The sequence below is a fragment of the Verrucosispora sp. CNZ293 genome, from assembly GCF_002754655.1.
Window position 1 is genome coordinate 5,666,481 of the sequence record NZ_PEFR01000001.1, and the last position, 24,663, is coordinate 5,691,143.

Below are 24,663 nucleotides of genomic sequence, written 5' to 3' on the forward strand. Positions count from 1 at the left end.
GCCGCCCTGTGTCGCTGAGTTGGCGGTGGCCGGTCAGCGGTCGGCGCCGGACTCGTCCTCGGTGCCTTCGCTGAGGGTGTCGTGCACGCCGTCGGCGTAGCCGCGCGCGTAGTCCCAGGTGACGTAGTGGTCGGGGTCGGGATCGTAGGCCGGCTCGTGCACCCGGGGTCGCCCGGAGCTGAGCAGGTGTCGCAGATTTCCCCGGAGCAGATCCCAGTCGAAGTAGTGCGGTTCCCGACAGTCCTCACATTCGATGACGAGCCCGCGTACGCCGATCGGCGCGAGCAGCGCCTGGTAGATCTCCAGGTCGGCGAGATCCTCAAGCACGTCCTGGCGCTCGACGTCGGTCAGTGGGTCCAGCGGCGCGTCGTCGCCGGGGGTGTCCAGGTCGGCCGCCGGATCGGTCGGGTCGCCGGTGAACGGGTCGATGGGATCGTCGTGCACCCCCTCACCGTAGTCCCATGCCACCGTCGACGCCTGTCCCCCGGTCGCGCGAGCCGTTACCGGGGCGGGTGCCGCGCGGTTCAGGTGGTGAAAGCTTCAGTGGGTACGATGAGGCTGACGCACCCTCGCCCGGCGTTCGCCGGTGCCCCCCGTGCCACCTCGCTGAAGCCCGGTTCGAGCAGCTCAGGAGAGCAATCGTGGAGAATTCGCCCCGTACCGACCCGTCCGCCGGCATCGAGGGCGGCGAGCTGGGCGGTCATCTGCCCGAGCTGCCCGCCGGTTCGGCCAGGGTGGTGCCGCTGGGGCTGACCTTCGACGACGTGCTGCTCCAGCCCGGCGAGTCCGACGTGGTGCCGAGCCGGGTGAACACCATCACCCGGCTGACCCGCAACGTCTCGCTCTCCATCCCGCTGCTGTCCAGCGCGATGGACACGGTCACCGAGGCCCGGATGGCGATCGCGATGGCCCGCCAGGGTGGCATCGGCGTGCTGCACCGCAACCTCTCGGTGGAGGACCAGGCGCTCCAGGTCGACCTGGTCAAGCGCTCCGAGTCCGGCATGATCACCAACCCGGTGACGGCGAGCCCGGACGACACCCTGCGCGAGGTCGACCAGCTCTGCGGGCGCTACCGCATCTCGGGGGTGCCGGTGGTGGACGCCGACGGTCAACTGGTGGGCATCGTCACCAACCGGGACATGCGCTTCGTCTCCGACCCGGCCGTGCCGGTCCGCGAGATCATGACCAAGGCGCCGCTGGTCACCGCTCCGGTCGGGGTGAGCAAGGACGAGGCGCTCGGCCTGCTGCGCCAGCACAAGGTCGAGAAGCTGCCGATCGTCGACGGCTCCGGCAAGCTGCGTGGGCTGATCACCGTCAAGGACTTCACCAAGAGCGAGCAGTACCCGAGCGCCACCAAGGACGAGGCGGGGCGGCTGCGGGTGGCGGCGGCCATCGGTGTCGGCGAGGACGCGTACAAGCGCGCCCGGGCCCTGGTCGAGGCCGGCGTCGACGTCATCATCGTGGACACCGCCCACGGTCACCAGCGCGCGGTGCTGGAGATGGTCAGCCGGCTCAAGAAGGACGTCGCCGTCGACATCGTCGGCGGCAACGTGGCGACCTACGCCGGTGCGAAGGCGCTTGTCGACGCCGGAGCCGACGGCGTGAAGGTAGGAGTCGGACCGGGCGCCATCTGCACCACCCGGATCGTGGCGGGCGTCGGCGTTCCGCAGATCACAGCGATCATGGAGGCCGCTCGGGCGGCCCGCCCGGCCGGCGTGCCGGTCATCGGCGACGGCGGCATCCAGTATTCGGGTGACATCGCCAAGGCCCTGGTCGCCGGTGCGGACACGGTGATGCTCGGCAGCCTGCTGGCGGGCTGCGAGGAGAGCCCCGGTGAGCTGATCTTCGTCAACGGCAAGCAGTTCAAGACGTACCGCGGCATGGGTTCCCTCGGTGCCATGCAGTCGCGCGGGCAGGCCAAGTCGTACTCCAAGGACCGCTACTTCCAGCAGGACGTGACGAGCGACGAGAAGCTGGTCCCGGAGGGCGTCGAGGGTCAGGTGCCGTACCGTGGGCCGTTGGCCCGGGTGGCCCATCAGCTGGTCGGCGGCCTGCGGCTGGCGATGGGGTACGCGGGCGCGGAGAGCATCCCCGAGCTGCACCAGCGGGGTCAGCTCATCCGGATCACCGCGGCCGGGCTCAAGGAGAGCCACCCGCACGACATCCAGATGACCGTCGAAGCGCCCAACTACCACACCCGCTGACCCCTCCCACCACCCCCGAACACATCTGGAGTGCCCCATGCGTGACGTGGTCGAGATCGGGCTGGGTAAGACCGCGCAACGCGGCTACCACCTGGACGACATCGCCATCGTGCCGTCCCGCCGGACCCGGGACGTCGACGACGTCTCGACCGGGTGGCAGCTCGACGCGTACCAGTTCGGCATTCCGTGTGTCGGGCACCCCTCCGACGCCACGATGAGCCCGGCCTCGGCCGTGCGGCTCGGTCAGCTCGGCGGGCTCGGCGTACTCAACGTCGAAGGGCTGTGGACCCGCTACGAGAACCCGAGCAAGGTGCTGGAGGAGCTCGGCGGTCTCGACGAGGACGCCCGCGCCACCAAACGGCTCCAGGAGGTGTACGCCGAGCCGATCCGGCCGGATCTGATCACCGAACGGGTCCGGGAGCTGCGCGAGGGTGGCGGCACGGTGGCGGTGCGGGTCTCCCCGCAGCACACCCTGGCGCTGGCGCCTGTCATCCTCGACGCGGGCGTCGACATCCTGGTCATCCAGGGCACCATCGTCTCGGCCGAGCACGTCTCGACCACCGACGAGCCGCTCAACCTCAAGGAGTTCATCGCCGACCTCGACCTCCCGGTCATCGTCGGCGGCTGCACCGACTACAAGACCGCCCTGCACCTGATGCGCACCGGCGCGGCCGGCGTGATCATCGGTATCGGCGGGGACGAGTGGTCCACCACCGAGTCGGTGCTCGGCATCCGGGTACCGATGGCCACCGCGATCGCCGACGCCGCCGCGGCCCGGCGCGACTACCTCGACGAGACCGGCGGGCGGTACGTGCACCTGATCGCCGACGGCGACATCCGGACCTCCGGCGACATCGCCAAGGCCCTCGGCTGCGGTGCGGACGCGGTGATGCTCGGTGAGCCCTTGTCGCTCTGCGAGGAGGCGCCGGCCGGCGGGTCCTGGTGGCACTCGGCGGCGAGCCACCCGTCGCTGCCCCGTGGCGCGTTCGAGGCCGCCGGCGAGCCGCTCGGCTCGATGGAGCGCCTCCTCTTCGGCCCCGCCGACGAGCCCGACGGTCAGCTCAACCTCTTCGGCGGCCTGCGCCGCGCGATGGCCAAGTGCGGCTACCGCGACCTCAAGGAGTTCCAGAAGGTCGGCCTCGTCCTCGACCGCTGACCCCCAGGGCGGCAGTAGGCTCGACCTGGTGAATGGCAGGTCAGGCAGGTGGTGGTGGGCCGGCGTGGCGGCCGTGGTCGTCGCCGTGGTGGCGGCGGTGGTGCTGGTCGGCGGCATCGGGGACCGGGAGTCTGCCGGGTTCCGGGCGGGTAGCGCCGACCTCGGCGACCCGTACGTGCCGGGCAGCGGCAACGGCGGGTACGACGTCGCCCACTACCGGCTCGGGGTGCGGTACGACCCGGCGGACGACCGGCTCACCGGCCGCGCCGAGATCACCGCGACCGCCACCCACGGGTTGTCCCGCTTCAACCTGGACCTGTCCGGGCTGGAGGTCAGCTCGGTGACCGTGGACGGTGCCCCGGCCGAGCACCGGCGGGACGACAGCGAACTGGTGGTCACCCCGGCCCGTGGCCTCGACTCCGGTAGTCGGTTCACAGTGGAGGTCGCCTACGGCGGTGTGCCCGAGGCGGATGCCGACGGTGTGCTGGGCAGTGGCGGCTTCCAGCACACCGACGACGGCGCGATCGCCCTCGGCCAGCCGTACTCGGCGGCGACCTGGTTCCCGGTCAACGACCATCCGTCGGACAAGGCCACGTACGACCTTGAGGTGACGGTGCCGGACGGGCTCGCCGCGCTCAGCAACGGCGTACCGGGGGAGCGGACCAGCGCCGACGGCTGGACCACCTGGCGCTGGGCCGAGCGCTCGCCGATGGCGAGTTACCTGAGCACGTTGGTGATCGGCGACTACCGGGTCCAGACCGGCGAGCACGCCGGCAAGCCCATGGTCACCGCCGTACCGGACGGACTGCCGGCGACCGGGCCGGCGGCGACCTCCCTGGCCCGTACCGGCGAGATCGCCGACTTTCTGACCACCCGCTTCGGGCCGTACCCCTTCGAGTCGTACGGCGGGGTGGTGGTTTCCGACAGCCGGATCGGGTACGCGCTGGAGACCCAGTCCCGGCCGGTCTACGGGCCCGGCTTCTTCCGCGGTGGCGAGCCGAACTACAGCGTGGTCGCCCACGAACTGGCCCACCAGTGGTTCGGCAACAGTGTGGCGCTGGCCCGTTGGGGTGACATCTGGCTCAACGAGGGCTTCGCCAGCTACGCCGAGTGGCTGTGGGAGGAGCACGACGGCGGGCGCAGTGCCCAGCGCAACTTCGAACTCCAGTACGCGGCCACCGAATGGTCCCGGCGCACCCTCGATCCCGGCCCCGGTCAGATGTTCAGCACCGCCGTCTACAAGCGTGGCGCGCTGACCGTGCACGCCCTGCGGCGGACCGTCGGCGACGACGCCTTCTTCGAGATCCTGCGGACGTGGACAAGCGAACGTCGCGACGGCACCGCCACCACCGCCGACTTCGTCGCCCTGGCCGAGCGGGTATCCGGCCGCGACCTGGGCTCGTTCTTCGACACCTGGCTCACCGGCAGCGCCGCACCCGGCCTGCCCTGACGGGCGCCTCATCCGCCCGGGCACTCTCGGCCGGAGAACGGTTCGCGGTCACTGCCGGATCGACGTTCTTCCCGTGATCACTTGATCGGTAGGCTGCGGCCTGCGATCGGACTGAGTCGATCGCGTGGGCCGGCCGTCGGTCGGTCACGTGTCACGGGGAGGACGTGCGATGACAGGTGTGCGGACGCACCTTCGGCGGAGCGTGGCTCTGCTGCTGGTGGGGGCGTTGGGGCTGACCGGCTGTGATTCGGCCGCCCCGGAGGAGACGGAGCCGAGCGCGGCAACGCCGAGTGGGTCGGCCGCGCCGGCACCGGACTTCCAGCCGGGTGCCGCCGGGGCCGGCGATCCGTACTTTCCCAGCTACGGCAACGGCGGGTACGACGTCGCCGGCTACACGGTGAAGGTCCGCTACGACCCGGCGAAGGACCGGTTGAGCGGCGTCACCGCGATCCAGGCGAAGGCGACGGCCGACCTGTCGTCGTTCAACCTCGACCCGGCTCACCTGAAGGTGAGCGCGGTCACCGTGGACGGTGAGCCCGCACAACACCGGCAGGAGAAGAACGAACTGGTCGTCACTCCGGCCGACGGGCTGGTGTCCGGCGGGGAATTCACCACCGAGATCACGTACGCAGGCAAGCCGAAGTCGTTGAAGAACCAGGCGGTCGGCGAGGGTGGCTGGCTGCACACCAGCGACGGGGCGATAGCCCTCGGCCAGCCCGAGTCGGCGAGTACCTGGTTCCCGGTCAACGACCACCCCTCGGACAAGGCCACCTACCGGTTCGAGATCACCGTCCCGGACGGGCTGACCGCGATCAGCAACGGCGTTCCGGGCGGCAAGACCAGCACGGCCGGCTGGACCACCTGGCGCTGGGCCGAGAACACGCCGATGGCCAGTTACCTGAGCATGGTGACGATCGGGAAGTTCCGGATCACCGAGGGCAGCCACAAGGGACGACCGGTGTTCAACGCGGTGACCACGAAGGTGTCCAAGGGCGCGGCGGACGCCTCGATGGCCAAGACCATCAAGGTGGCCGACTACCTGGAGACCGTCTTCGGCCCGTACCCGGTCGAGGCGTACGGCGGTGTGGTCGTCTCGGACGAGCGGATCCGGTACGCGTTGGAGACGCAGAGCCGGTCGGTCTACTCGGCGGGCTTCTTCCGGCGGGGCGAGAACACCGGCGTCGTCGCGCACGAGGTCGCCCACCAGTGGTTCGGCAACAGCGTGGCGCTGAGCCGGTGGCAGGACATCTGGCTCAACGAGGGGCTCTCGTCGTACGCCGAGTGGTTGTGGGCCGAGCACACCGACGAGTTCACCGCGAAGGAGGCGTTCGACATCCGGATGGCGCGGGTGCCGGCGGAGGTCTGGCGTACGCCGCCCGGCAAGCCGGGGGTGAAGAACATGTTCAGTGAGTCGGTCTACCAGCGGGGCGCGATGACTGTGCACGCCCTGCGGGTGTCCGTGGGCGACAAGGCGTTCTTCGAGATCCTCAAGACCTGGGCGCGGGAGAAGCGCGACGCCAACGCCACCACCGAGGAGTTCGTGGCGCTGGCCGAGCGGGTCTCCGGTAAGAAGCTGGACAAGCTCTTCGACGCCTGGCTCTACGGCAAGAAGAAGCCCGCCGCTCCGAAGCGTCTCTAGTGCGGTGTCCGCCACCGGGCGACGCGTTCCTCGCCCGGTGGCGGGCTGCTCAGCTCTTCACCTTCAGTTTCGGATTGTCGGCCAGGAAGGCGTCGGCCTTGCCGGCGCGTAGTTCGGTGAGGAAGCGGCGGCCGACGGCTGTCAGTTCCTCTCCCCGGTAGGCGTTGCCCCGGCCCACCGACGCACCGGGCAGCCCGACAAGCGTGACCGCCTGCGGCGACAGCGTGCCGAGGGCGTACGCGAAGTCCACGATCCGCCGGCCGCCGACGTAGAGCAGCGCGTCGCCGAGCGCGGCGACCACCTGTTCGACCCGCTCGGGCTGCCGGGCCAGGTCCTGGTCGAGGATCTTCCCGATCAGCGCGCGGATCAGCTGCTGGTGGTGGCGTTGCCGGGCGTAGTCGCCACCGGGCAGGTAACGCTGGCGGGCGTAGTCGAGTGCCTGCCAACCGTTGAGGTGCCGCTCGCCGGGCTCGTACACCATCTGCGGTCCGACGTAGCCGCCCACGCCCGGGCCCGGCTCCCGGTGCTTGCCGTCGGGCTGCCGGTGCCGTGACACGACCCGCTGGTCGATGCGGAGGTCCACGCCGCCCAGGCTGTCGACCAGCTCGTCGAAGCCGCCGAAGGTGAGCACCGCGCCCGCGTCGATGCGGAGGCCGGTGTAGTCGCTCACCGTCCGGCGTAGCAGTTCGTACCCCTGGGCGGGGTCGGGGCGCTTGGGGCGGTCCGGCACCCGGCTGCCGTAGCTCATCGCGTGGGTGAGTTTGGTCCGTCCGCCCGGGTAGCCGGCCGCCTTGTACGCCGGGATGTCCACCACCAGATCCCGGGGGAGGGAGAAGAGGTACGCCTGGGACAGCCCCGCCGGTACGTGCAGCACGAGTACGGCGTCGGCGTGCGGCTCCCAGCCGGGCACGCTCACCCGGGTGTCGACCCCGACCAGCAGCAGGTTGAGTGGGCCGGTGATGTCGGCCCCCGGCGGCGGGCTCGGGCTGGGGCTGGCGCTTGGTGACGCGCTCGGGCTGCCGGTGGCGGCGGCCGGTGTCCGGCGGTCGTCGCTCACCGTACGGGCCACCACCACGCCGATCACCGCGACCACCGCCAGCGTGGCCAGACCGGCCAACACCAACGTCAACCGTTTTCGGTCTCCTCCGAGCATCATCCCCCGCTTTCTTAGGGGCGTCCGTCGAAGTCCCGGGCCGCCGGCGAATCCGCCTCGGCTCGACGGAGGGCCTCGACACCCGCCCTGGGTCTACCGGTCCAACGCGCTGAGCCGGGCTCGTGGTTGCGTCCCGGTCGGGCGAAACTGACGCGGTGCCGAGCATGATCGCGCGTGATCGGGTCCTGGCGCGAGAGCTACTCACGAGTAATGATGCGTGCATGCGGTACGACGTGGTGGTCATCGGGTCGGGGTTCGGCGGCAGCGTCGCCGCGTTGCGGCTGGCCGAGAAGGGCTACTCGGTGGGCGTACTGGAGGCGGGCCGGCGGTTCGCCGACGACGAGTTCCCACAGACGTCGTGGCGGCTGCGCCGCTTCCTGTGGGCACCGCGGCTGGGCTGCTTCGGCCTCCAACGCATCACCCTGCTCCGGGCCGCCGACCGGCGGGCCGGCGGCGGGGTGCTGGTGTTGTCCGGAGCCGGCGTCGGTGGTGGTTCGCTTGCGTACGCCAACACCCTCTACGAACCGCTCGACGGCTTCTACGACGACCCCCAGTGGCGGCACCTCACCGACTGGCGTTCCGAGCTGGCCCCGCACTACGAACAGGCGAAACGGATGCTCGGCGTGACCACGTACCCGGTCGCCACCGGCGCGGACCGGGCGATGCGGCGGGTCGCCGAACGGATGGGGGTGGGGCACACCTTCCACGCCACCCCGGTCGGTGTGTACCTCGGACGGCCGGGGGAGCGGGTCGCCGACCCGTACTTCGGCGGGGCCGGCCCGGAGCGTACCGGCTGCACCCACTGCGGTGCCTGCATGACCGGCTGCCGGATCGGGGCGAAGAACACGCTCGTCAAGAACTATCTCTGGCTGGCCGAGCGGCTCGGAGCGCGGGTGCATCCGCTGACCACGGTGGTCGCGGTGCGGCCGGTCGACGGCGGGTACCAGGTGCACACCGAGCGCACCGGCGCCTGGTTACGCCGCAACCGGCAGGTGATCCACGCCGACCAGGTGGTCTTCGCCGCCGGAGCGCTGGGCACCCAGCGGTTGCTGCACGCGATGCGGGAAGGTGGTGACCTGCCCGGGCTCTCGTCCCGGCTCGGCGAACTGACCAGGACCAACTCGGAGGCGATCCTCGGTGCCTCCGTCCCGCACCGGCGCGCCCGCGAGCGGGGCGTGGACTTCACCGAGGGGGTGGCCATCACCAGCTCGTTCCACCCCGATCCGCAGACCCACATCGAGCCGGTCCGCTACGGCCGGGGCTCGAACGCGATGGGTTTGCTCCAGTCGCTGCTTGTCGACGGCGGGCCGCACCGGCTGCGCCGGTGGGTCGGGCAGTTGCTCCGGCACCCACGATTGGCTGCCCGGATGCTCTCGGTCCGGAACTGGTCGGAGCGTACGGTGATCGCCCTGGTCATGCAGTCAGCGGACAACTCGATCACCCTCCGGCTGCGGCGCGGGCCGCTCGGCCGCCGGCTGGTCTCCGGACCGGGACACGGCACCCCCAACCCGGCCTGGATCCCGGCCGGCAACCGGGCCGTCCGGCTGCTCGCCGAGGAGATCGACGGTACGCCCGGCGGCGCGCTGACCGAGCCGTTCGACATCCCGGTGACCGCGCACATCCTGGGGGGTGCGGTGATCGGCGCCACCCCGGCCGACGGCGTGATCGACCCCTACCACCGCGTCTACGGCCACCCCGGCCTGCACGTCGTGGACGGCGCTGCCGTCTCCGCCAACCTCGGTGTCAACCCGTCCCTCACCATCACCGCCCAGGCCGAACGCGCCATGTCCCGCTGGCCCAACAAGAACGACCCCGACCCCCGCCCACCCCTAGGCTCCCCATACCACCCCATCCCTCCCATCCCCCGAACCACCCCGCCATCCCCCACCCCTGACGCGCCGCGATCTTGCACTTTGTGTCGCCGCATAACGGGGCATGACAGGCGTAACGGCGACCGAAAGTGCAAGATCGACGGGGATGTGTCGACGGGGGCGGTGGGCGGGGGGAGGGAACGTCACGCTGGGTAGGATTGCCGGCTATGAGCCTGCCGCGTCCTGTCCTCGTGGTCGACTTCGGAGCCCAGTACGCCCAGCTGATCGCGCGCCGGGTACGTGAGGCGAAGGTCTACTCCGAGATCGTCCCGCACACCATGCCCGTGGCCGAGATGCTGGCCAAGAACCCCGCCGCGATCATCCTGTCCGGCGGCCCGGCCAGCGTCTACGAGCCGGGTGCGCCGCAGGTCGACGACGGGTTGTTCACCGCGGGCGTGCCGGTCTTCGGCATCTGCTACGGGTTCCAGGCGATGGCCCGCTCCCTCGGCGGCACGGTGGCGCGCACCGGCGGCCGCGAGTACGGGGGCACCCCGCTGCGTCCCCGCCTGCTGGACCCGGGCGTACTGCTCCGCGACCTGCCGGCCGACCTGCCGGTGTGGATGAGTCACGGAGACTGCGTGACCGAGGCGCCGGAGGGCTTCACGGTGACCGCCGAGTCGGCGGGTGCGCCGGTCGCCGCGTTCGAGGACCTGTCCGGCCGCCGGGCGGGCGTGCAGTTCCACCCGGAGGTGGGGCACACGGCGCACGGGCAGGAGATGCTCACCCGCTTCCTCTACGAGATCGCCGGGATCGAGCCGACCTGGACGGCCGAGAACATCATCGACGAGCAGGTGACCCGGATCCGCGAGCAGGTCGGCGACAAGGAGGTCATCTGCGGGCTGAGCGGCGGGGTCGACTCGGCGGTCGCCGCCGCGCTCGTGCACAAGGCCGTCGGCGACCAGCTGACCTGCGTCTTCGTCGACCACGGTCTGCTGCGCGCGGGTGAGGCCGAGCAGGTGGAGAAGGACTACGTCGCGGCCACCGGCATCAAGCTCAAGGTCGTCGACGCGGCCGACAGGTTCCTCGGCGCGCTGGCGGGGGTGACCGACCCGGAGCAGAAGCGAAAGATCATCGGCCGGGAGTTCATCCGGGTCTTCGAGGCCGCCGCCCGGGAGATCGCCTCCCACGGCGACGTCGAGTTCCTGGTGCAGGGCACCCTCTACCCGGACGTGGTCGAGTCCGGCGGCGGCACCGGCACCGCCAACATCAAGAGCCATCACAACGTCGGCGGCCTGCCCGAGGACCTGAAGTTCGCCCTGGTCGAGCCGCTGCGCACGCTGTTCAAGGACGAGGTCCGTACGCTGGGCCTCCAGCTCGGGCTGCCCGAGGCGATGGTCTGGCGACACCCGTTCCCCGGCCCCGGCCTGGCCATCCGGATCATCGGAGCGGTCGACCAGGAGCGGCTGGACGTGCTCCGCCGGGCCGACTTCATCGCCCGCCAGGAACTCAGCGCCGCCGGTCTCGACCGGGACGTCTGGCAGTTCCCGGTGGTGCTGCTGGCCGATGTGCGCAGCGTCGGTGTGCAGGGTGACGGGCGCAGCTACGGGCATCCCGTGGTGCTGCGCCCGGTCTCCAGCGAGGACGCGATGACCGCCGACTGGTCCCGCCTGCCCTACGACGTGATCGCCCGGATCTCCACCCGGATCACCAACGAGGTGGCCGAGGTCAACCGGGTGGTGCTGGACGTCACCAGCAAGCCGCCGGGCACCATCGAGTGGGAGTGACGCGGTTGCCCGTCGGAGCGACGCCTCACGCGGGCGGCTGAGGCGCCGGTCGCGGCGCCGACTCCGGCGTCGTCCCGGCCTCCGGCGTGGTGTCCGCACGTTCCGGTCCGGCGTCTGCTCCGGCCGGGCCGGTCGCGGGCTGTGCCGGCAGGCCGTCGGGATTCGCTGGCGTGGCCCCGGGCTGGGCCGACGGGCCCTCGGACCGGGTCGGCCCGGTGTCGGCAGGTACCGACGGTTCAGGCCGTGCGGGCGGGACGTGCGGAGCCGGCGCGGGCGGGGTGGCGGCCGGCGGCCAGGTGGTGGGTGCCGGCGGTCCGGCGTGCGGCACCGGACCGGTCGGCCCGGGGAACGGCCAGGCGGGGTGCGGGGTGGCGGCCGGCTGCGCGGGCGTGGCGGTGGGGCCGTGTGGCGCGCCGGGCGCCGGGTGCGGCCAGGCGGGCGCGCCGGCCGGCTCCTCGGGCATCAGGAACCACATGATCGGGTACGCGAGGGCGGCGATCCCGCCGGTCACCAGCGTGACGACGGCGAAGGCCACTCGGATCAACGTGGGGTCGACGGCGAAGTAGCGGCCGAGGCCGCTGGCCACCCCGGCGATCATCCGGTCGGTGGTCGGGCGGCGCAGTTGACGGTACGGAGCGTGAGGTGTGGAGGTCATGTCTCCACGGTCCTCGTCGCGGAGCGTATCGACCTCGGTGACCGCCCGGATCCCTACCCTGAACTGCCTCTCAGGGGCGAGTAGTCAGTCAGGAATCCGACTCTTTTCCGCGTCGGTAACGGGCGGCGGGGAGAATTTGGCCCCGTGACCACCATGCTGGAGCCGCTGCGCAGGATCGCGGCATACGCAGTCTGTACTGATTCCGTAGAGCGAGTGCTGCTGGTCCGCGCATCGGAGCGCTCCGGCACCCCTGGCACGTGGTCCCTGCCCGGCGGGGCGGTCGACCACGGCGAGGATCCACACCACACAGTCGTCCGCGAGACCGCCGCCGAGACCGGCCTGTCGGTGGCCGTCGCCGGCCTGCACGACGTGCTTGCCGACATGCGGGCGCTGCCCGAGCGGGGCATCACCATCCACACCGACCGGTTGGTCTACCGGGTGTCGGTCCGGGGCGGCTCGCTGACCGACCGGGTCGACCGGCCGACCGACCTGGCCCGCTGGTTCACCCGGGACGAGGCGGCGCGGTTGCCGCTCCGGTCGTTCACCGCCCGCGCTCTCGGGCTGCCCGCCTCGTCGGCCGACATCGTGCCCGACGAGGCACCGGAGTTTCCCTCCTTCTACGCGGTGCCCGGCCCGGACGGGCTGCACCGGGCGCAGCGCTTCGCCGCGTACGCAGTGGTCACCGACCCGGAGGGGCGGGTGCTGTTGACCCGGGTCTCCGACGGGTACCCGGGCGCGGGCTGCTGGCACCTGCCCGGCGGCGGCACCGACTACGGCGAGCAGCCGGGTGCGGCGCTGATCCGGGAACTGGTCGAGGAGACCGGGCAGACCGGGCGGCTCGTCGAGCTGCTCGGGGTGGCCAGTCACCGGGACGCCGCCTCGCTCGGCCCGGAGGGCTACCCGATCGACTGGCACGGGGTGCGCGCCTTCTACCGCGTGGTGGTCGACCAGCCGGCCCCACCCACCGTCGGCGACATCGGCGGCTCTACCTGTGAGGCCCGCTGGTTCGCCCGGGAAGAACTCGGTGCCCTGCCCACCGACCGCCTCACCGAGGTCACCGCCGAAGCCGTCCAAGCCGCCCGCCTAACCTAACCCCCCAATCTCCCACCCCCCACCCCCCACCCCCGACCCCCGCCACTGCGTGCGTCGATCATGAAGTTATTGCCGGGACACGCCACGGCGCGTGGCGATAACTTCATGATCGACGCAACGATGGTGGGGCGGGGGAGGGTGGGGCGGGCGAGGGTGGGGCGGGGGAGGGTGGGTGGGGTGGAGCGGGTGCGGCGGGTGGGGGCTTATGGGGTGCTGCGGGACGCCGAGCGGCGGGTGTTGCTGGTGCGGGGGTCCGGGTACGCGGATTTTCCCGGAGTCTGGTCGCTGCCGGGTGGCGGGCTGGAACACGCCGAACATCCCGCGCACGCGGTGGTCCGTGAGGTCACCGAGGAGACCGGGCTGACCGTCGAGGTGGCCGGGCTGCGGGCGGTCGTCGCGGATGTGGTGCCGTACCCGGACTTAGATGTGGCGCTGCACACCGATCGGCTGCTGTTCGAGCTGACCGCGGTGGGCGGGCGGCTGCGTGCCGAGCGCGAGGGCAGCACCGATCTGGCCCGTTGGCTGACCCTGGACCAGGCGGCGGCGCTGCCGCTGCTGCCGTTCACCGCCGAGGCTCTCGGTCTGCCGGTTGTTCCGCTGCCGGCCGGTACGCCGCGCCGTCGGGAACCGTTCGCAAGTCCGGGTGCGCAATGTCGCCGGCAGCGGTTCGGGGCGTACGGGGTGGTCACCGATCCGGATGGACGGGTGTTGCTGACCCTGATCGCCGAGGGCTATCCCGGAGCGGGACAGTGGCACCTGCCCGGCGGGGGTACCGATCATGGTGAACAACCCGTCACCGCGCTGCTACGGGAACTGGTCGAGGAGTCCGGCCAGCTGGGCCGGGTGACCGAGCTGATCGGGGTCGACAACCTGCACAACCCGGCGGCCCTGGGGCCGGAGGGGTACCCCATCGACTGGCACGGCGTCCGGGTCGTCTACCGGGTGGCTGTCGATGCGCCGACCGAACCGGCAGTGACCGAACTGGCCGGCGGTTCCACTGCTCGTGCTGCCTGGTTCACCAGCTCTGAGCTGCCGAATCTTTCGTTGACGGGGATCGCCGAGATGGTCCTTGGGCCGTCGAGGTGACCCACCGTGGGTGCAGCTGGCTGATCTCGCCACCGAGCCGGTGCGGACGACCTCCGGTACAGTCGAGGCAGGGCAGGGGTGGAAAACGGGCGATGCTGTCCGGGATGGGAATAAGACGGCGGTTCGCGCGGTTACGGGGGGTATAAGTACCGCCGGCAGCTATCGCCATTCCCCCACCCCCTGTGCGATGGTGTACTCCGCAAAACGGCTGCCGGACCAGGAAGGTCCGGCACGAGACAGCCGGACGCCCGCCCACGCGGCGGTAAGCCGATCCGGTGATGGAGGAAACGTGCCGAGAGCCCCATGGCGCCGGCGTCGTACTACTGACAGCCCGCGTCCCGCAGGGCGAAGCTGGACGGGCCCGCTGCGCCGCAGCGGCACCCTCGCCCGCCAGGTCCTGCTGGTCCGCGTCGGCCGCCGAGGTGCGGAACTGCACGGCGGGACCGACCTGTTGCCCGAGCCGCGGTACCAGGACCGGCCGCGTCGCCGGTACGGCCTCAAGCGGTTCCACCGCACCGGGATGGAGACGATCGCCCCGGTCAGCCAGCTGGTCGGCCCGGTGACTGTCAACCCGCCCGTCGCGCCCGCTGCGGTGCTGGAGGGGTCGACAGCGACACCGGCGCCGCTGCTGCCGGGCGAGCGTACCCCGGCCCGGCGGATGAAGTTCGCCCTGGTCAACGCCTGCACCCTGGCCAGCCTGCTGCTCGGCATCAACGCGATCTTCGTCGCCATGCAGGGCGAGGTGCGGCTGGCCGCGCTTCTCCTGATCGCCTGCGTCGCGTTCGACGGCCTGGACGGCGCGCTGGCCCGCAAGCTCGGGGTGTCCAGCCCGTTCGGCGCCCAGATGGACTCGCTTGCCGACATGTGCTCCTTCGGGCTCGCCGCACCCGTGGTGGTCTACGCGTCGCTGGCCGGCTCCGCGCCGACCGCCGCCGCCGCGGTGGCCGCCGCGCTCGTCGCCGCCTGCGCCGCCATCCGCCTGGCACGGTTCAACGTCTCGCCGAACGACGGGCGGTTCTTCTCCGGCGTACCCACCACGATGGCAGCCGCCGTGCTGGCCCTGATGGTGGTGATCGGCATGCCGGTGCCGGGGGCGGTGCAGATCGCCGGGGTGGCGCTGCTCGCCTTCACCATGGTCAGCAGCTTCCCGTACGCGAAGCTCGCCCGCCTGGTCAAGCTGCCGCCGTGGGTCTGGCTCGCTCCGGTGATCGGCGCCCTGATCGACGTCCGGCTCACCTTCGGGCTGATCGTGGTCGGTTACCTGGTCAGTGGTCCGGTGCTCTGGCTGCGCCAGCGTCGCACCATCGTCTGATCCGGAAACTACCGAAAGGGCGTCGCGGCCAGGCCGCGACGCCCTTTCCGGTTGGACTGCCGGTACCGCCCGGTCTCAGCGCCAGCGGGCGATCACACTCGCTCCACCGATCACCTTGTCGCCCGGCCCGACAAGCGGCTCCGCGGCGTCCGCCGGCAGGTAGACGTCGGTACGCGAACCGAAGCGGATGAGCCCGAACCGCTCGCCACGGGCCAGCAACGCGCCGATCGGCGCGCGCTGCACGATCCGCCGGGCGATCAGGCCGGTGCGCTGCGCCACCACCACCGTGCCGTGGGTGGTCTCCAGCACCGTGTAGGCGGCCACGTTGTGCTCCGCGTCCGGCTTCATGGCGTTGACGAACCCGCCGTCGGCGACGAAGTAGTCAACCACCTTGCCGGCTACCGGGGACCGGTTGACGTGTACGTCGAGCACCGACAGGAAGACCGCGATCCGCAGGAACTCGCCGTCGCCGAAACGCTCGTCGGTGAGGCGCTGCACCGACAGCACCTGCCCGTCGGCGGCGGCCACCACGGCCGAAGGGTCCTCCGGCACGTCCCGCTCCGGATCCCGGAAGAAGGCAGCCACCGGCGCGGCGGCCAGCGCGGGCAGCAGCCAGAGCTTCGACTTCGGTCGGGCCAGACGGGCCAGCGCGGCCAGCCCGAGGGCGATGCCAGCGGCGGCGACCCCGTTCGAGTCGATGTGCATGTCGCGGCTGAGCGGCACACTCGACGGGCGGTACGCGGGAGCGAGCTGCTCCGCCGCCGCCGCGTCGGCCGGGGTGAAGCGGAGCCGGTACACGCGTACCGGTGGGTTGTTTCGCAGCACCAGGTCGTTGCCGACGCCGTACAGCGCGCCCTGCCGGTCCAACTCGGCGGCGGCGCCGGCGGTCCGGGCGACGGGGGTGGCGAGGCTGAGCACCGCGCCGTCGGCCAGGTACTTGGTGAGGGCCCCGATGGTGGTCCGGGCCTCGTCGGCGGTGCCGGTGAACGCCTCCGCGGCGATGACCACTGCGGCGGCCTCCGCCTCGGCGAGGCTGTCCACGACCCGGACCCGTTCGGCGACCCAGCGGCCCTGGGCGTTGACGTGCTCCCGCAGCGCGGTGGCGCTGACCTGCTCGGCGGGTACCACGGTGAGGGTGTCGCCGGGCAGCATCGCTTCGATCGCCGCGGTCAGCACCGCGGACTCCGGAGCCGCGCCGACCAGCAGAGCGGCCTTCGGGTCGTTGATCCGGGCAAGCTCGGAGACGAGGGTACGGGCGGCGCGCTCGCCGAGGCGGACCGGACCGGATCGGTCGGGCGTACGCACGGCGGGGGACTGGGTCATCTCGAACGGGCTCCTGACGGGTAGAGGCGACTGACGCGAGGGTCACCGCCGGCGCGGTCGGCCCGACCACGGACGGCCCGCGCGAGCCGGCGACCCGCGCGGGGTGCCCTGCGGCGCGGGCCGGCCGGCGCTGGCGGGAGCACACCGGCCAGCATAGGCGGCGAGCGACAGCTACCGCACGGTCAGGCGTCGCGCCCCGACCGTCCGGACGGTGGCGTGTCGTCCCCGCCGAACAGATCGAGCGTACGGTCCTCCGGCGGCTCGCCGGTGGCTGGTGCCGCCGGGCTGGCCGGGGTCGGGGTTTCCGGTTCCGCCGGGTCGGCAAGCGGGTCGACGGCGGTGTCCCCGGCATCCGGTGCCGAGGCGTCGGCGCCCGCCGCCGAGGTGTCCCGGCCGGAGTCGTCAGGGGAGTCGGCCGGTGCCGGCCGATCGTTGTGCCGGCCGGAGCGCAGCGCACCGACCAGGCCGAGCCCGCCGACCAGGATCAGCCCACCGGCCAGGAACCAGCCGACAGGCGGCAGCACGAGACCGAGCACCTGGGCGAGCAGCCACCAGGCGGCGAGTGCGAGGAAGAGCAGCCCGAAGGCGAACGACACCAGGTCGGTGCGGTGGGCCCTCACCTGGTCACCTCCATCTGTCCGGCGTTGACGTGCAGGTTCAGGCGCAGCTTTCCGCCGCCGGCGCCGTCCGGGCCGAGGTCGACGATGTCCGCGAGCCGGTTGTCCATGCCCTGCGTCCGCTGGCCGAGGACGTTCGCCTCACCGGCGGTCACCTGCGCCACCGCCGTGACGTCCACGTTCGGCGGCAGCACCACAGTGGCTTCGCCGAAGTTGATGGCGACGGTGACCTCCGTCTCCTGCTGGCTGAAGTCGATAGCCCGCAGGTCGAGCACCGCGTCACCGAAACTCTGTTCGTACCGGACGGCGAGCTCGCGGTGACTGGCTGGCGCCCAGGTGACCGCGCCGTCCACTCCGCGTACCCGGTCGTAGGACTCCACGACTGTGACCACGGCCAGGGCGGCGGCGGTGACCAGACCGAGCGCGATCAGCCAGCGGGCCCGCCCGAACCAGGTGCCCACCAGCAGGCCGAGGCCGATCACCGCGAGTGCCGCGGCGAAGTAGGCCGACGCGCCGATCCCGAAGACGTCCAGCAGGTCGAGAACGCCCACCAGGCCCAGCGCGACGAAGATCAGCGAGAAGGTCACCGCACCCAGGGCCGACCGTTCCCGGGGCTTGCGGGGCGGCTTCGACCTGGGCGGTGGTGGCGGCGCCACCTTCGGCGGCCCGGCATAGGGGCCGTGCGGGGCGAACGGGGGACGGTAGGTCGGTGGGGTGACCGGCGGGCCGGACGCGGTGGCGCTCGTCGGCCACGGTGGTGCCGGCGGCAACTGCATGGTCGGCTCCTCAGGCCCGCCGGGCGTCGACGGCACGGGCGGTGCCGAGGGGACGCCGGAGGTGGGGCCGGGTGCTGGGAACGCGACGGTCGCGGTCCGGCCGAACTGCGGATAGGCCGCCGGGTAGGCGGTCGGCCCGGGGTAACTGACGGGTGGCACCGGACCCGGTGGCGGGGGTGGGCTCGCGGGGACACCCACACCCGGCCCGGTCCCCGTCGACTCGGGACGGGACTCGCGCTGCTGACGGTTGAGCATCAGCGCGCCGCCGACCAGGATGGCCGCGCCGAGCAGTACCGCGCGGAAGGCGTCGGTGACGACGAACCCGAAGCCCACCGCGACCACGACGCCGAGGATGATCACAGTGACCGGGGACATGCTGGAACGCCCCCGGCCCAGCATGGACTCGATGGGCGAAGCGCTGTCACCCTCGCCGGGGATGATCAACCACGCGGCGACGTAGACCAGGATTCCGACGCCGCCGAAGAAGCCCAGGACCGCCAGCAGCACCCGCCAGAGCACGGGGTCGGTGTTGGTGGCCCGACCGACAGCAGCACAGACGCCGGCCAGGTAACGGCCCTCCCGGGGCCGGACCAGCCCGTACCGGGAGGTGAAGCCGGCGCCGCCGAAGGGCCCGCCCGGGCCGCCCCCCGGCGGCGGCCCGCCCGGCCACCCCGGCCCGCCCGTTCCACCGTGCTGGTCCGGCCCGCCCGCTCCGCCGTACCCGCCCGGCCAGCCCGGTCCACCTGGTCCGCCCGGCCCCCCGGCCCGGCGGATGGTGGCGCGGTGGTGCCCTCCCACGCCCGCCCGCCGGCGGGCGGTGCCGCGGCGGCGACGGGTGGCGGCGTCTCGTCCCAGGCCGCGCCGCCGGTGGGCGTCCGCCCACCCTCCGGCGCGGCCAGGTCGTCCGCCTCGGCACCGGACGATTCGGGTACGGCCGGCCGGGTGGCCGCCGGAGGCGTCGACTCCGGTTCGGTCGGTCCCGGCCGGTACGGCTGGGCAGCGTCGTCGGTCATGCCCTCGATCCTGCTGCGCCCGACGCCCCAGCGTCCTCCGGCAGCGACCCTGACCCCACCCTGAGATCCGGCCCGCCCGAATGTCGGGGGCGTCCCCGTGGTCGGGTGGCCGCGCCGCGTGTGACGATCGGACCAGCGCCGGATTTCTCGCCTCTCAGCCGGCTCGACCGGTCCTGACCAGGGAGCTCGCGATCAGCAGCAGCAGTCAACCACCCCGCCTCTACCGCGCCCCGGAGCACCGGATGGGCGCCGGGGTGGCCGCCGGCATCGCCGAGCACCTCGGCGTTCCGGTGGTCCGGGTCCGGATCGCCTTCATGGTGCTGCTCGGGCTGAGCGGCCTGGGCCTGCTGCTCTACGCGGCGTTCTGGGCTGTCGTGCCGCTGCGGCCAGGGGACACCGCCGTACCGCCGCGTCGCGACGTCGGCCAACTGCTGCCGTTCGTGGCCATCGGGCTCGGTGTGCTGCTGATCCAGGTGATGGTCTTCGATTCGATCGGCGCGGCCGGCACCGCGGGCTGGTTGGTCGCCATCATCGCGGTCGGCGCCGGGGTGATCTGGCACCAGTCCGCGCCCGAGCGGCGGCGGCAGTGGGGCGAGTCGATGCCGGTGCCCTGGCTCGGCGCGGTGATAGAGGAGAGCGACCGGCGGGCGTTCGTGCTCCGCTTCGTCGGCGGTGGGGTGCTGGTCGCGGTCGGCATCATCGGGGTGGCCGCGGTCTACTCCCCGGCGCAGAACCTCGACGCGGTGATCAACGGGGTGATCTTCGCGCTGGTCGGGTTGGCCGGTGTCGGGGTGGTTGCCGCGCCGGTGCTCTGGCGTACCTGGAACCAACTGCGCTCGGAGCGTGAGGGTCGCATCCGCGAGCAGGAGCGGGCCGAGTTGGCGGCGATGGTGCACGACCAGGTGCTGCACACCCTCGCGTTGATCCAACGCAACGCCAGTGACGTGAAGACCGTGCAACGGCTCGCCCGGGGGCAGGAGCGCTCGCTGCGCAACTGGCTGTACAAGCCCACCGCGTCACCCACCGAGCGCCTCGCCGCCGCGCTGGAGCAGGCGGCGGCCGAGGTGGAGGACACCTTCGCGATCACCGTGGAGGCGGTCGTGGTGGGCGACCGGGAAACCGACGAGCGGGTCGGCGCGCTTGTGGCCGCCGCACGCGAGGCGCTCGTGAACGCCGCGCGGCACGCCGGCGTGCAGACCGTCTCGCTCTACGCGGAGGTCGAGCCCGAACAGGTAAGTGTCTTCGTACGGGATCGGGGTGTCGGGTTCGACCCGGATACGGTGGAGGACCATCGGCACGGTGTCCGAGGCTCGATCGTCGGGCGGATGAAGCGGCACGGTGGCCGGGCGGAGATCCGCTCCCGGCCAGGAGAAGGGACCGAGGTCCGGTTGATCCTGCCGATCTCCCGGGACTCGGCCACGGCGGAGAGGGACAGATGATGGCCGAGCAGTCGACGCCAGCCGTCGAACCGGAAGGCACCGCGCCCGGGCGGCTGCGGGTGTTCCTGGTCGACGATCACGCCATGTTCCGCGCGGGGGTACGCGCCGAACTCGGCGCGCACGTCGAGGTGGTGGGCGAGGCGAGCACGGTGACCGAGGCGGTCAGCCGGATCGCGGCCACCGCTCCGGACGTGGTCCTGCTCGACGTGCACATGCCCGACGGCGGTGGCCGGGCCGTGCTGGAGGCGATGCGGCGCAGCCATCCCCAGGTGCGATTCCTGGCGCTCAGCGTCTCCGACGCGGCCGAGGACGTGATCGGACTGATCCGGGCCGGTGCCCGAGGCTATGTCACGAAGACCATCTCGCCGGACGAACTGGCCGCGGCGATCCGGCGGGTGGCCGACGGCGACGCGGTGTTCAGCCCGCGCCTGGCCGGCTTCGTGCTGGACGCCTTCGCCGCGCGTCCGGACGCGCCGGTCGCCGATCCGGAGCTGGACCAGCTGACCAACCGGGAACGCGAGGTGCTGCGGCTGCTGGCCCGGGGGTACGCGTACAAGGAGATCGCCCGGGAGCTGTACATCTCGATCAAGACGGTCGAGACCCACGTCTCGAACGTGCTGCGCAAGCTCCAGATGTCCAACAGGTACGAGTTGTCCCGCTGGGCGGCGGACCGGCGCCTGGTATAACCGATCTTTCCGGCATAAGTGGCCAATCTGGCCCCAGGGCGTGACATGTGATCAAGGGGCGGTTGATAATGCCCCTCGCCTTCCCTGCGTGCGGATGCCGCTCATCCCGCGGGAACGGCGACTCCGGCCGCCCGCGCGTACGCGGGTCACTCCCTGCCCGAGAGGTGCACGTAACTCATGATCAACCAACGAGGACGGCGTTGGGCGCGGATCGCGCTCGCAGCCGTCACCGGCGGCGCGCTGGCACTCGCCGCCGCCGCACCGGCCGCTGCCGAGGACCCGGCCACCGGCGTGGCGAAGGCGGTATCCGGCAGCAGCGTCAAGCTACTGCTCGACGGCAAGGTCAAGCGCACCTCCGCGCTGGCCATCGAGATCAACGGTAAGCGCGTCCCGGCCTTCTGCATCGACTACCACACGAACGTCGCCATCGACGGCACCTACCAGGAGGGCACCTGGGACGAGTCCCAGGTGAAGAACCTCGCGAAGGTCCAGTGGGTGCTCACCCACGGTCACCCCAACGCCGACCCGGCCGCGTTGCTGTCCGCCGCCGGTGCCACCGTGCCCGCCGGCACCAACGAGCAGGAGAGCCGCAATCTGCTCTACTTCGGCACGCAGACCGCCGTGTGGCACTTCAGCGACGGCATCGTTCTCGGTGACTGGGCCGCCGGACGTGGCCTGATCGGCAAGCCGAAGTACGACGTGATCAAGAAGGTCCACGACTACCTGGTCGGGAACGCCACCGACCAGCCCGAGCCGAGGGCCGAGCTGAGCATCGATCCGACCACGGCCACCGCGACGGTCGGCGAGAAGGCCGGTCCGTTCACCGTGAAGGGCCCGGCGGGGGAGATCACGCTTGTGGTCACCGGCGGGACCGCTGTCGACGCCGAAGGTGCGCCGGTGGCGACCACGAGCAACGGGGGTCAGTTCTGGCTGACCGCGGAGGGTGCCGGCGAGGTCCGTGTGACCGCGTCCGCCGCCGACTCGGTCTCCTTCGGTCGGGTCTTCCTCTACACCGGGCGCAAGGCGGCGCAGAAGCTGATCCTGGGCGGCAGCACCGGTGCCACGGTGACCGCCACGGCGGCTGCCACCTTCACCGAGGCGCCATCGCCGCAGCCGAGCAGCCCCCAGCCGGAGCCGACGACGCCGGAGCCGACCCCGTCCACCCCGACGGAGTCCCCGTCGCCGGAGCCGTCGCCGAGCACTCCCGAGGAGTCGCCGTCGAGCCCCGCCCCGTCCACCTCGCCGGCCTCGAATGACGGTGGTCTGCCGCTGACCGGCGCGCCGATCGTCACCGCGATCGCCGCCGGGCTGGTGCTGCTGATCGCGGGCGCGGTCACCGTACTGGTGCTGCGTCGTCGCCGGGTCCACTTCATGGCCTGATCACCGCGCCGTAGCGCTGGCTGTCCGACCCCGGATCCCACTCTGAGGATCCGGGGTCGGACCGTCTCCGGTAGCAGGCTCCTATCCCCGGCCGCGACGATCGGCCGCTGGTCTGGAATCAGACTCATACTTTCGGGTAGCATTGCTCAGAAGTGGTGGGGTTCACGTCGCTACTCCGGAGGTTCGCGGAGTCGTCGACGCCCCGTCACGCGGTGGTCGGTTGAGCGCGGAAATCTGGTTGACCAGCAGCTCATACCATGCCTTCGGCGCGTCGGAGCGGCGCCTCCGGGTCGATGTCGGCCCCGTCCCGGGCGGGTATCGGCTTGATAACACGCCTTCCCGCCTGGGCGCATCGAGTGTCACAGTTGCAGGCACCTCACAACCCCCTCGTGAGCCGAGCGCCCTGAGGAGGCACTCCCATGCGCGGGAAATTCCTGAAGGTGGCGGTCGCGGCGACCGCCACCGCCATGTTGGCCACCGCTTGTAGCGGCGGTGGCGACGACAACGAGTCGGCCGGCGAGTCCGGCGGCACGCTGCGGGTCTACAACGCCGAGCCGGCGTTCCTGACCCCGTCCGGCGGCGACGACGAGCCGTCGTTGTACGTGATCCGTCAGCTCTATCGCGGTCTGGTCAAGTACAACGCCGAGACCTCCGCGGTCGAGATGGACCTGGCCGAGTCGGTCGAGTCGACCGACCAGAAGCTCTGGACGATCAAGCTCAAGAGCGGTTACACCTTCGACAACGGTGAGCCGGTCAACGCCGATGCGTTCCTCCGGTCGTGGAACTACGCCGCTTACGGGCCGAACGCCCAGAACAACGGCTACTTCATGAAGCGGATCGCCGGTAAGGCGGACGTGGCACCGGCCGACCCGGACGGCGAGGGCCCGAAGAAGGCTCCGGCGCCGACCGCCGAGACCATGTCGGGTCTCAAGAAGGTCGACGACCTGACCTTCACCGTCGAGCTTGACGCGCCGTTCTCCGGTTTCCCGACCACGATCGGCTACCCGGGCTTCTTCCCGATGGCCCAGGCGTGCGTCGACGACATCGCGAAGTGCAACGAGACGCCGATCGGCAACGGCCCCTACAAGATCGACGGTAGCTGGCAGCACAACGTCGCCATCAACCTGGTCCGCAGCGACACCTGGAAGGGCGAGCCGGGCAAGCCGGACCGCATCGAGTACCGGATCTTCGCCGACATCGACGCCGGCTACGCCGCCTTCCAGGCGGGCGAGCTGGACGTGCTCTACACCCTGCCCCCGGCTCGCTACAAGGAGGCCAAGGCGCAGTACGGCGACCGGATGTACGAGGCGCCCGGTGACAGCTTCACCTACGTCGGCATGCCGCTGTACCAGGACGCCTTCAAGGACAAGCGGATCCGCCAGGCGCTGTCGCTGTCGATCGACCGCCAGTCGATCATCGACGCGGTCTTCGACGGTCGGTTCACCCCGGCGACCGGTTACGTGGCCCCGAGCTTCGAGGGTGCACGTGAGGGCGTCTGCAAGTACTGCGCCAAGGACGTCGAGAAGGCCAAGCAGCTGCTCGCCGAGGCTGGCGGCTGGCCGGCCGGTGAGAAGCTGATCCTGTGGGCCAACGCCGGTGCCGGCCACGACCTGTGGCTGCAGGCGGTTGGTGACCAGATCAAGGAGGCCCTGGGCATCGACTACGAGCTCAAGGTCAACCTGCAGTTCGCCGAGTACCTCGAGACCGCTGACCAGAAGAAGTTCACCGGTGGGTTCCGCCTCGGCTGGGGTCCGGACTACCCGTTCATGGAGACCTTCCTCTACCCGCTGTACGGCACCGGTGCCGGCAGCAACAACTCGGGCTACACGAACGAGGCCTTCGACGCTCTGATGAAGGAGGGTGACTCGGCCGACTCGATCCAGACCGCGATCCCGTCCTACCAGAAGGCGGAGGACATCCTCGGCGAGGACCTGCCGGTCATCCCGATGTGGTTCAACAAGGTTGGCGCGGTCTACAGCGAGAACGTCGACCAGTTCGTCTGGAACGCCGTCTCGGACGCCGACTACGGTGCGATTTCGCTGAAGCAGAACTGAGCTTCAGACTCCTGATCCTGCCGTAATACGACG

Annotated in this window: 17 protein-coding genes and 3 pseudogenes; 14 read left to right on the forward strand and 6 right to left on the reverse strand. The window is 71.5% G+C overall.

The window, feature by feature from the left end; translation table 11 throughout:
* Nucleotides 1-33: 33 nt before the first annotated feature.
* A complete protein-coding gene (locus CLT74_RS25900; RefSeq protein WP_099852928.1) occupies nt 34-444 on the reverse strand; it encodes a DUF5319 domain-containing protein in 411 nt (136 codons plus the stop codon).
* A 197-nt stretch (nt 445-641) separates the two neighbouring features.
* Between CLT74_RS25900 and guaB the strand changes: the two genes are divergently transcribed.
* The 4 genes from guaB to CLT74_RS25920 all read left to right on the forward strand — a co-directional run bounded on the left by guaB (nt 642) and on the right by CLT74_RS25920 (nt 6,449).
* Nucleotides 642-2,204 (forward strand): IMP dehydrogenase, encoded by a 1,563-nt coding sequence (guaB, locus tag CLT74_RS25905; RefSeq protein ID WP_099849729.1) that lies wholly within the window; start codon nt 642-644, stop codon nt 2,202-2,204.
* Between the two features lie 37 nt (nt 2,205-2,241).
* Nucleotides 2,242-3,360, forward strand: a complete 1,119-nt coding sequence (locus CLT74_RS25910) for a GuaB3 family IMP dehydrogenase-related protein (RefSeq protein ID WP_099849731.1) — start codon at nt 2,242-2,244, stop codon at nt 3,358-3,360.
* 28 nt (nt 3,361-3,388) lie between these two features.
* Nucleotides 3,389-4,810, forward strand: coding sequence for a M1 family metallopeptidase (locus tag CLT74_RS25915; protein ID WP_486582572.1), 1,422 nt, complete (start codon nt 3,389-3,391; stop codon nt 4,808-4,810).
* 169 nt (nt 4,811-4,979) lie between these two features.
* The gene (locus CLT74_RS25920) at nt 4,980-6,449 is read left to right on the forward strand and encodes a M1 family metallopeptidase (RefSeq protein ID WP_099849735.1); all 1,470 of its coding nucleotides are present in this window, start codon (nt 4,980-4,982) and stop codon (nt 6,447-6,449) included.
* A gap of 49 nt (nt 6,450-6,498) precedes the next feature.
* Here CLT74_RS25920 and CLT74_RS25925 read toward each other — a convergent pair whose 3' ends face one another.
* Nucleotides 6,499-7,605 (reverse strand): LCP family glycopolymer transferase, encoded by a 1,107-nt coding sequence (locus CLT74_RS25925; RefSeq protein ID WP_099849737.1) that lies wholly within the window; start codon nt 7,603-7,605, stop codon nt 6,499-6,501.
* Nucleotides 7,606-7,823: 218 nt separating this feature from the next.
* On the opposite strand from CLT74_RS25925, the pseudogene CLT74_RS25930 reads away from it, so the two are divergent.
* Nucleotides 7,824-9,503: pseudogene (locus tag CLT74_RS25930) on the forward strand (FAD-dependent oxidoreductase); the annotation flags it as partial.
* Between the two features lie 137 nt (nt 9,504-9,640).
* Complete coding sequence (guaA, locus tag CLT74_RS25935; RefSeq protein ID WP_099849741.1) at nt 9,641-11,197, forward strand: glutamine-hydrolyzing GMP synthase; 1,557 nt, start codon at nt 9,641-9,643, stop codon at nt 11,195-11,197.
* Nucleotides 11,198-11,510: 313 nt separating this feature from the next.
* Here guaA and CLT74_RS25940 read toward each other — a convergent pair.
* A pseudogene (locus CLT74_RS25940) lies at nt 11,511-11,852 on the reverse strand (PspC domain-containing protein); the annotation flags it as partial.
* A 144-nt stretch (nt 11,853-11,996) separates the two neighbouring features.
* On the opposite strand from CLT74_RS25940, the gene CLT74_RS25945 reads away from it, so the two are divergent.
* From CLT74_RS25945 to CLT74_RS25955, 3 genes are all read left to right on the forward strand, one after another.
* Nucleotides 11,997-12,944 (forward strand): NUDIX hydrolase, encoded by a 948-nt coding sequence (locus CLT74_RS25945; RefSeq protein ID WP_099849743.1) that lies wholly within the window; start codon nt 11,997-11,999, stop codon nt 12,942-12,944.
* Nucleotides 12,945-13,121: 177 nt separating this feature from the next.
* Nucleotides 13,122-14,030 (forward strand): NUDIX domain-containing protein, encoded by a 909-nt coding sequence (locus tag CLT74_RS25950; protein ID WP_099849745.1) that lies wholly within the window; start codon nt 13,122-13,124, stop codon nt 14,028-14,030.
* A 364-nt stretch (nt 14,031-14,394) separates the two neighbouring features.
* Nucleotides 14,395-15,342 carry a CDP-alcohol phosphatidyltransferase family protein gene (locus tag CLT74_RS25955; RefSeq protein ID WP_099852931.1) on the forward strand — a complete coding sequence of 316 codons (948 nt, stop codon included), beginning with the start codon at nt 14,395-14,397 and terminating at the stop codon, nt 15,340-15,342.
* A 75-nt stretch (nt 15,343-15,417) separates the two neighbouring features.
* On the opposite strand, the gene CLT74_RS25960 is transcribed toward CLT74_RS25955, so the two are convergent.
* The 3 genes and pseudogenes from CLT74_RS25960 to CLT74_RS25970 all read right to left on the reverse strand — a co-directional run bounded on the left by CLT74_RS25960 (nt 15,418) and on the right by CLT74_RS25970 (nt 18,856).
* The gene (locus CLT74_RS25960) at nt 15,418-16,665 is read right to left on the reverse strand and encodes a phosphatidylserine decarboxylase (protein WP_099849747.1); all 1,248 of its coding nucleotides are present in this window, start codon (nt 16,663-16,665) and stop codon (nt 15,418-15,420) included.
* Between the two features lie 436 nt (nt 16,666-17,101).
* A pseudogene (locus tag CLT74_RS25965) lies at nt 17,102-17,285 on the reverse strand (hypothetical protein); the annotation flags it as partial.
* On the reverse strand, nt 17,282-18,856 hold the full coding sequence (locus CLT74_RS25970) for a PspC domain-containing protein (protein ID WP_486582573.1): 1,575 nt from the start codon (nt 18,854-18,856) through the stop codon (nt 17,282-17,284). The gene CLT74_RS25970 and the pseudogene CLT74_RS25965, both read right to left, overlap by 4 nt.
* On the opposite strand from CLT74_RS25970, the gene CLT74_RS25975 reads away from it, so the two are divergent.
* The 5 genes from CLT74_RS25975 to CLT74_RS25995 all read left to right on the forward strand — a co-directional run bounded on the left by CLT74_RS25975 (nt 18,842) and on the right by CLT74_RS25995 (nt 24,630).
* Nucleotides 18,842-19,135: a hypothetical protein gene (locus CLT74_RS25975; RefSeq protein ID WP_099849749.1), complete on the forward strand. Its 294-nt coding sequence runs from the start codon at nt 18,842-18,844 to the stop codon at nt 19,133-19,135. The genes CLT74_RS25970 and CLT74_RS25975 overlap by 15 nt on opposite strands.
* A 109-nt stretch (nt 19,136-19,244) precedes the next feature.
* Nucleotides 19,245-20,510 carry an ATP-binding protein gene (locus tag CLT74_RS25980; protein WP_099852937.1) on the forward strand — a complete coding sequence of 422 codons (1,266 nt, stop codon included), beginning with the start codon at nt 19,245-19,247 and terminating at the stop codon, nt 20,508-20,510.
* Nucleotides 20,510-21,196 (forward strand): response regulator transcription factor, encoded by a 687-nt coding sequence (locus tag CLT74_RS25985; protein ID WP_099852942.1) that lies wholly within the window; start codon nt 20,510-20,512, stop codon nt 21,194-21,196. The genes CLT74_RS25980 and CLT74_RS25985 overlap by 1 nt, the downstream gene beginning before the upstream one ends.
* Before the next feature lie 177 nt (nt 21,197-21,373).
* The gene (locus CLT74_RS25990) at nt 21,374-22,576 is read left to right on the forward strand and encodes a thioester domain-containing protein (protein ID WP_099849751.1); all 1,203 of its coding nucleotides are present in this window, start codon (nt 21,374-21,376) and stop codon (nt 22,574-22,576) included.
* Nucleotides 22,577-22,995: 419 nt separating this feature from the next.
* Nucleotides 22,996-24,630: an ABC transporter substrate-binding protein gene (locus CLT74_RS25995; RefSeq protein WP_099849753.1), complete on the forward strand. Its 1,635-nt coding sequence runs from the start codon at nt 22,996-22,998 to the stop codon at nt 24,628-24,630.
* Nucleotides 24,631-24,663 lie beyond the last annotated feature (33 nt).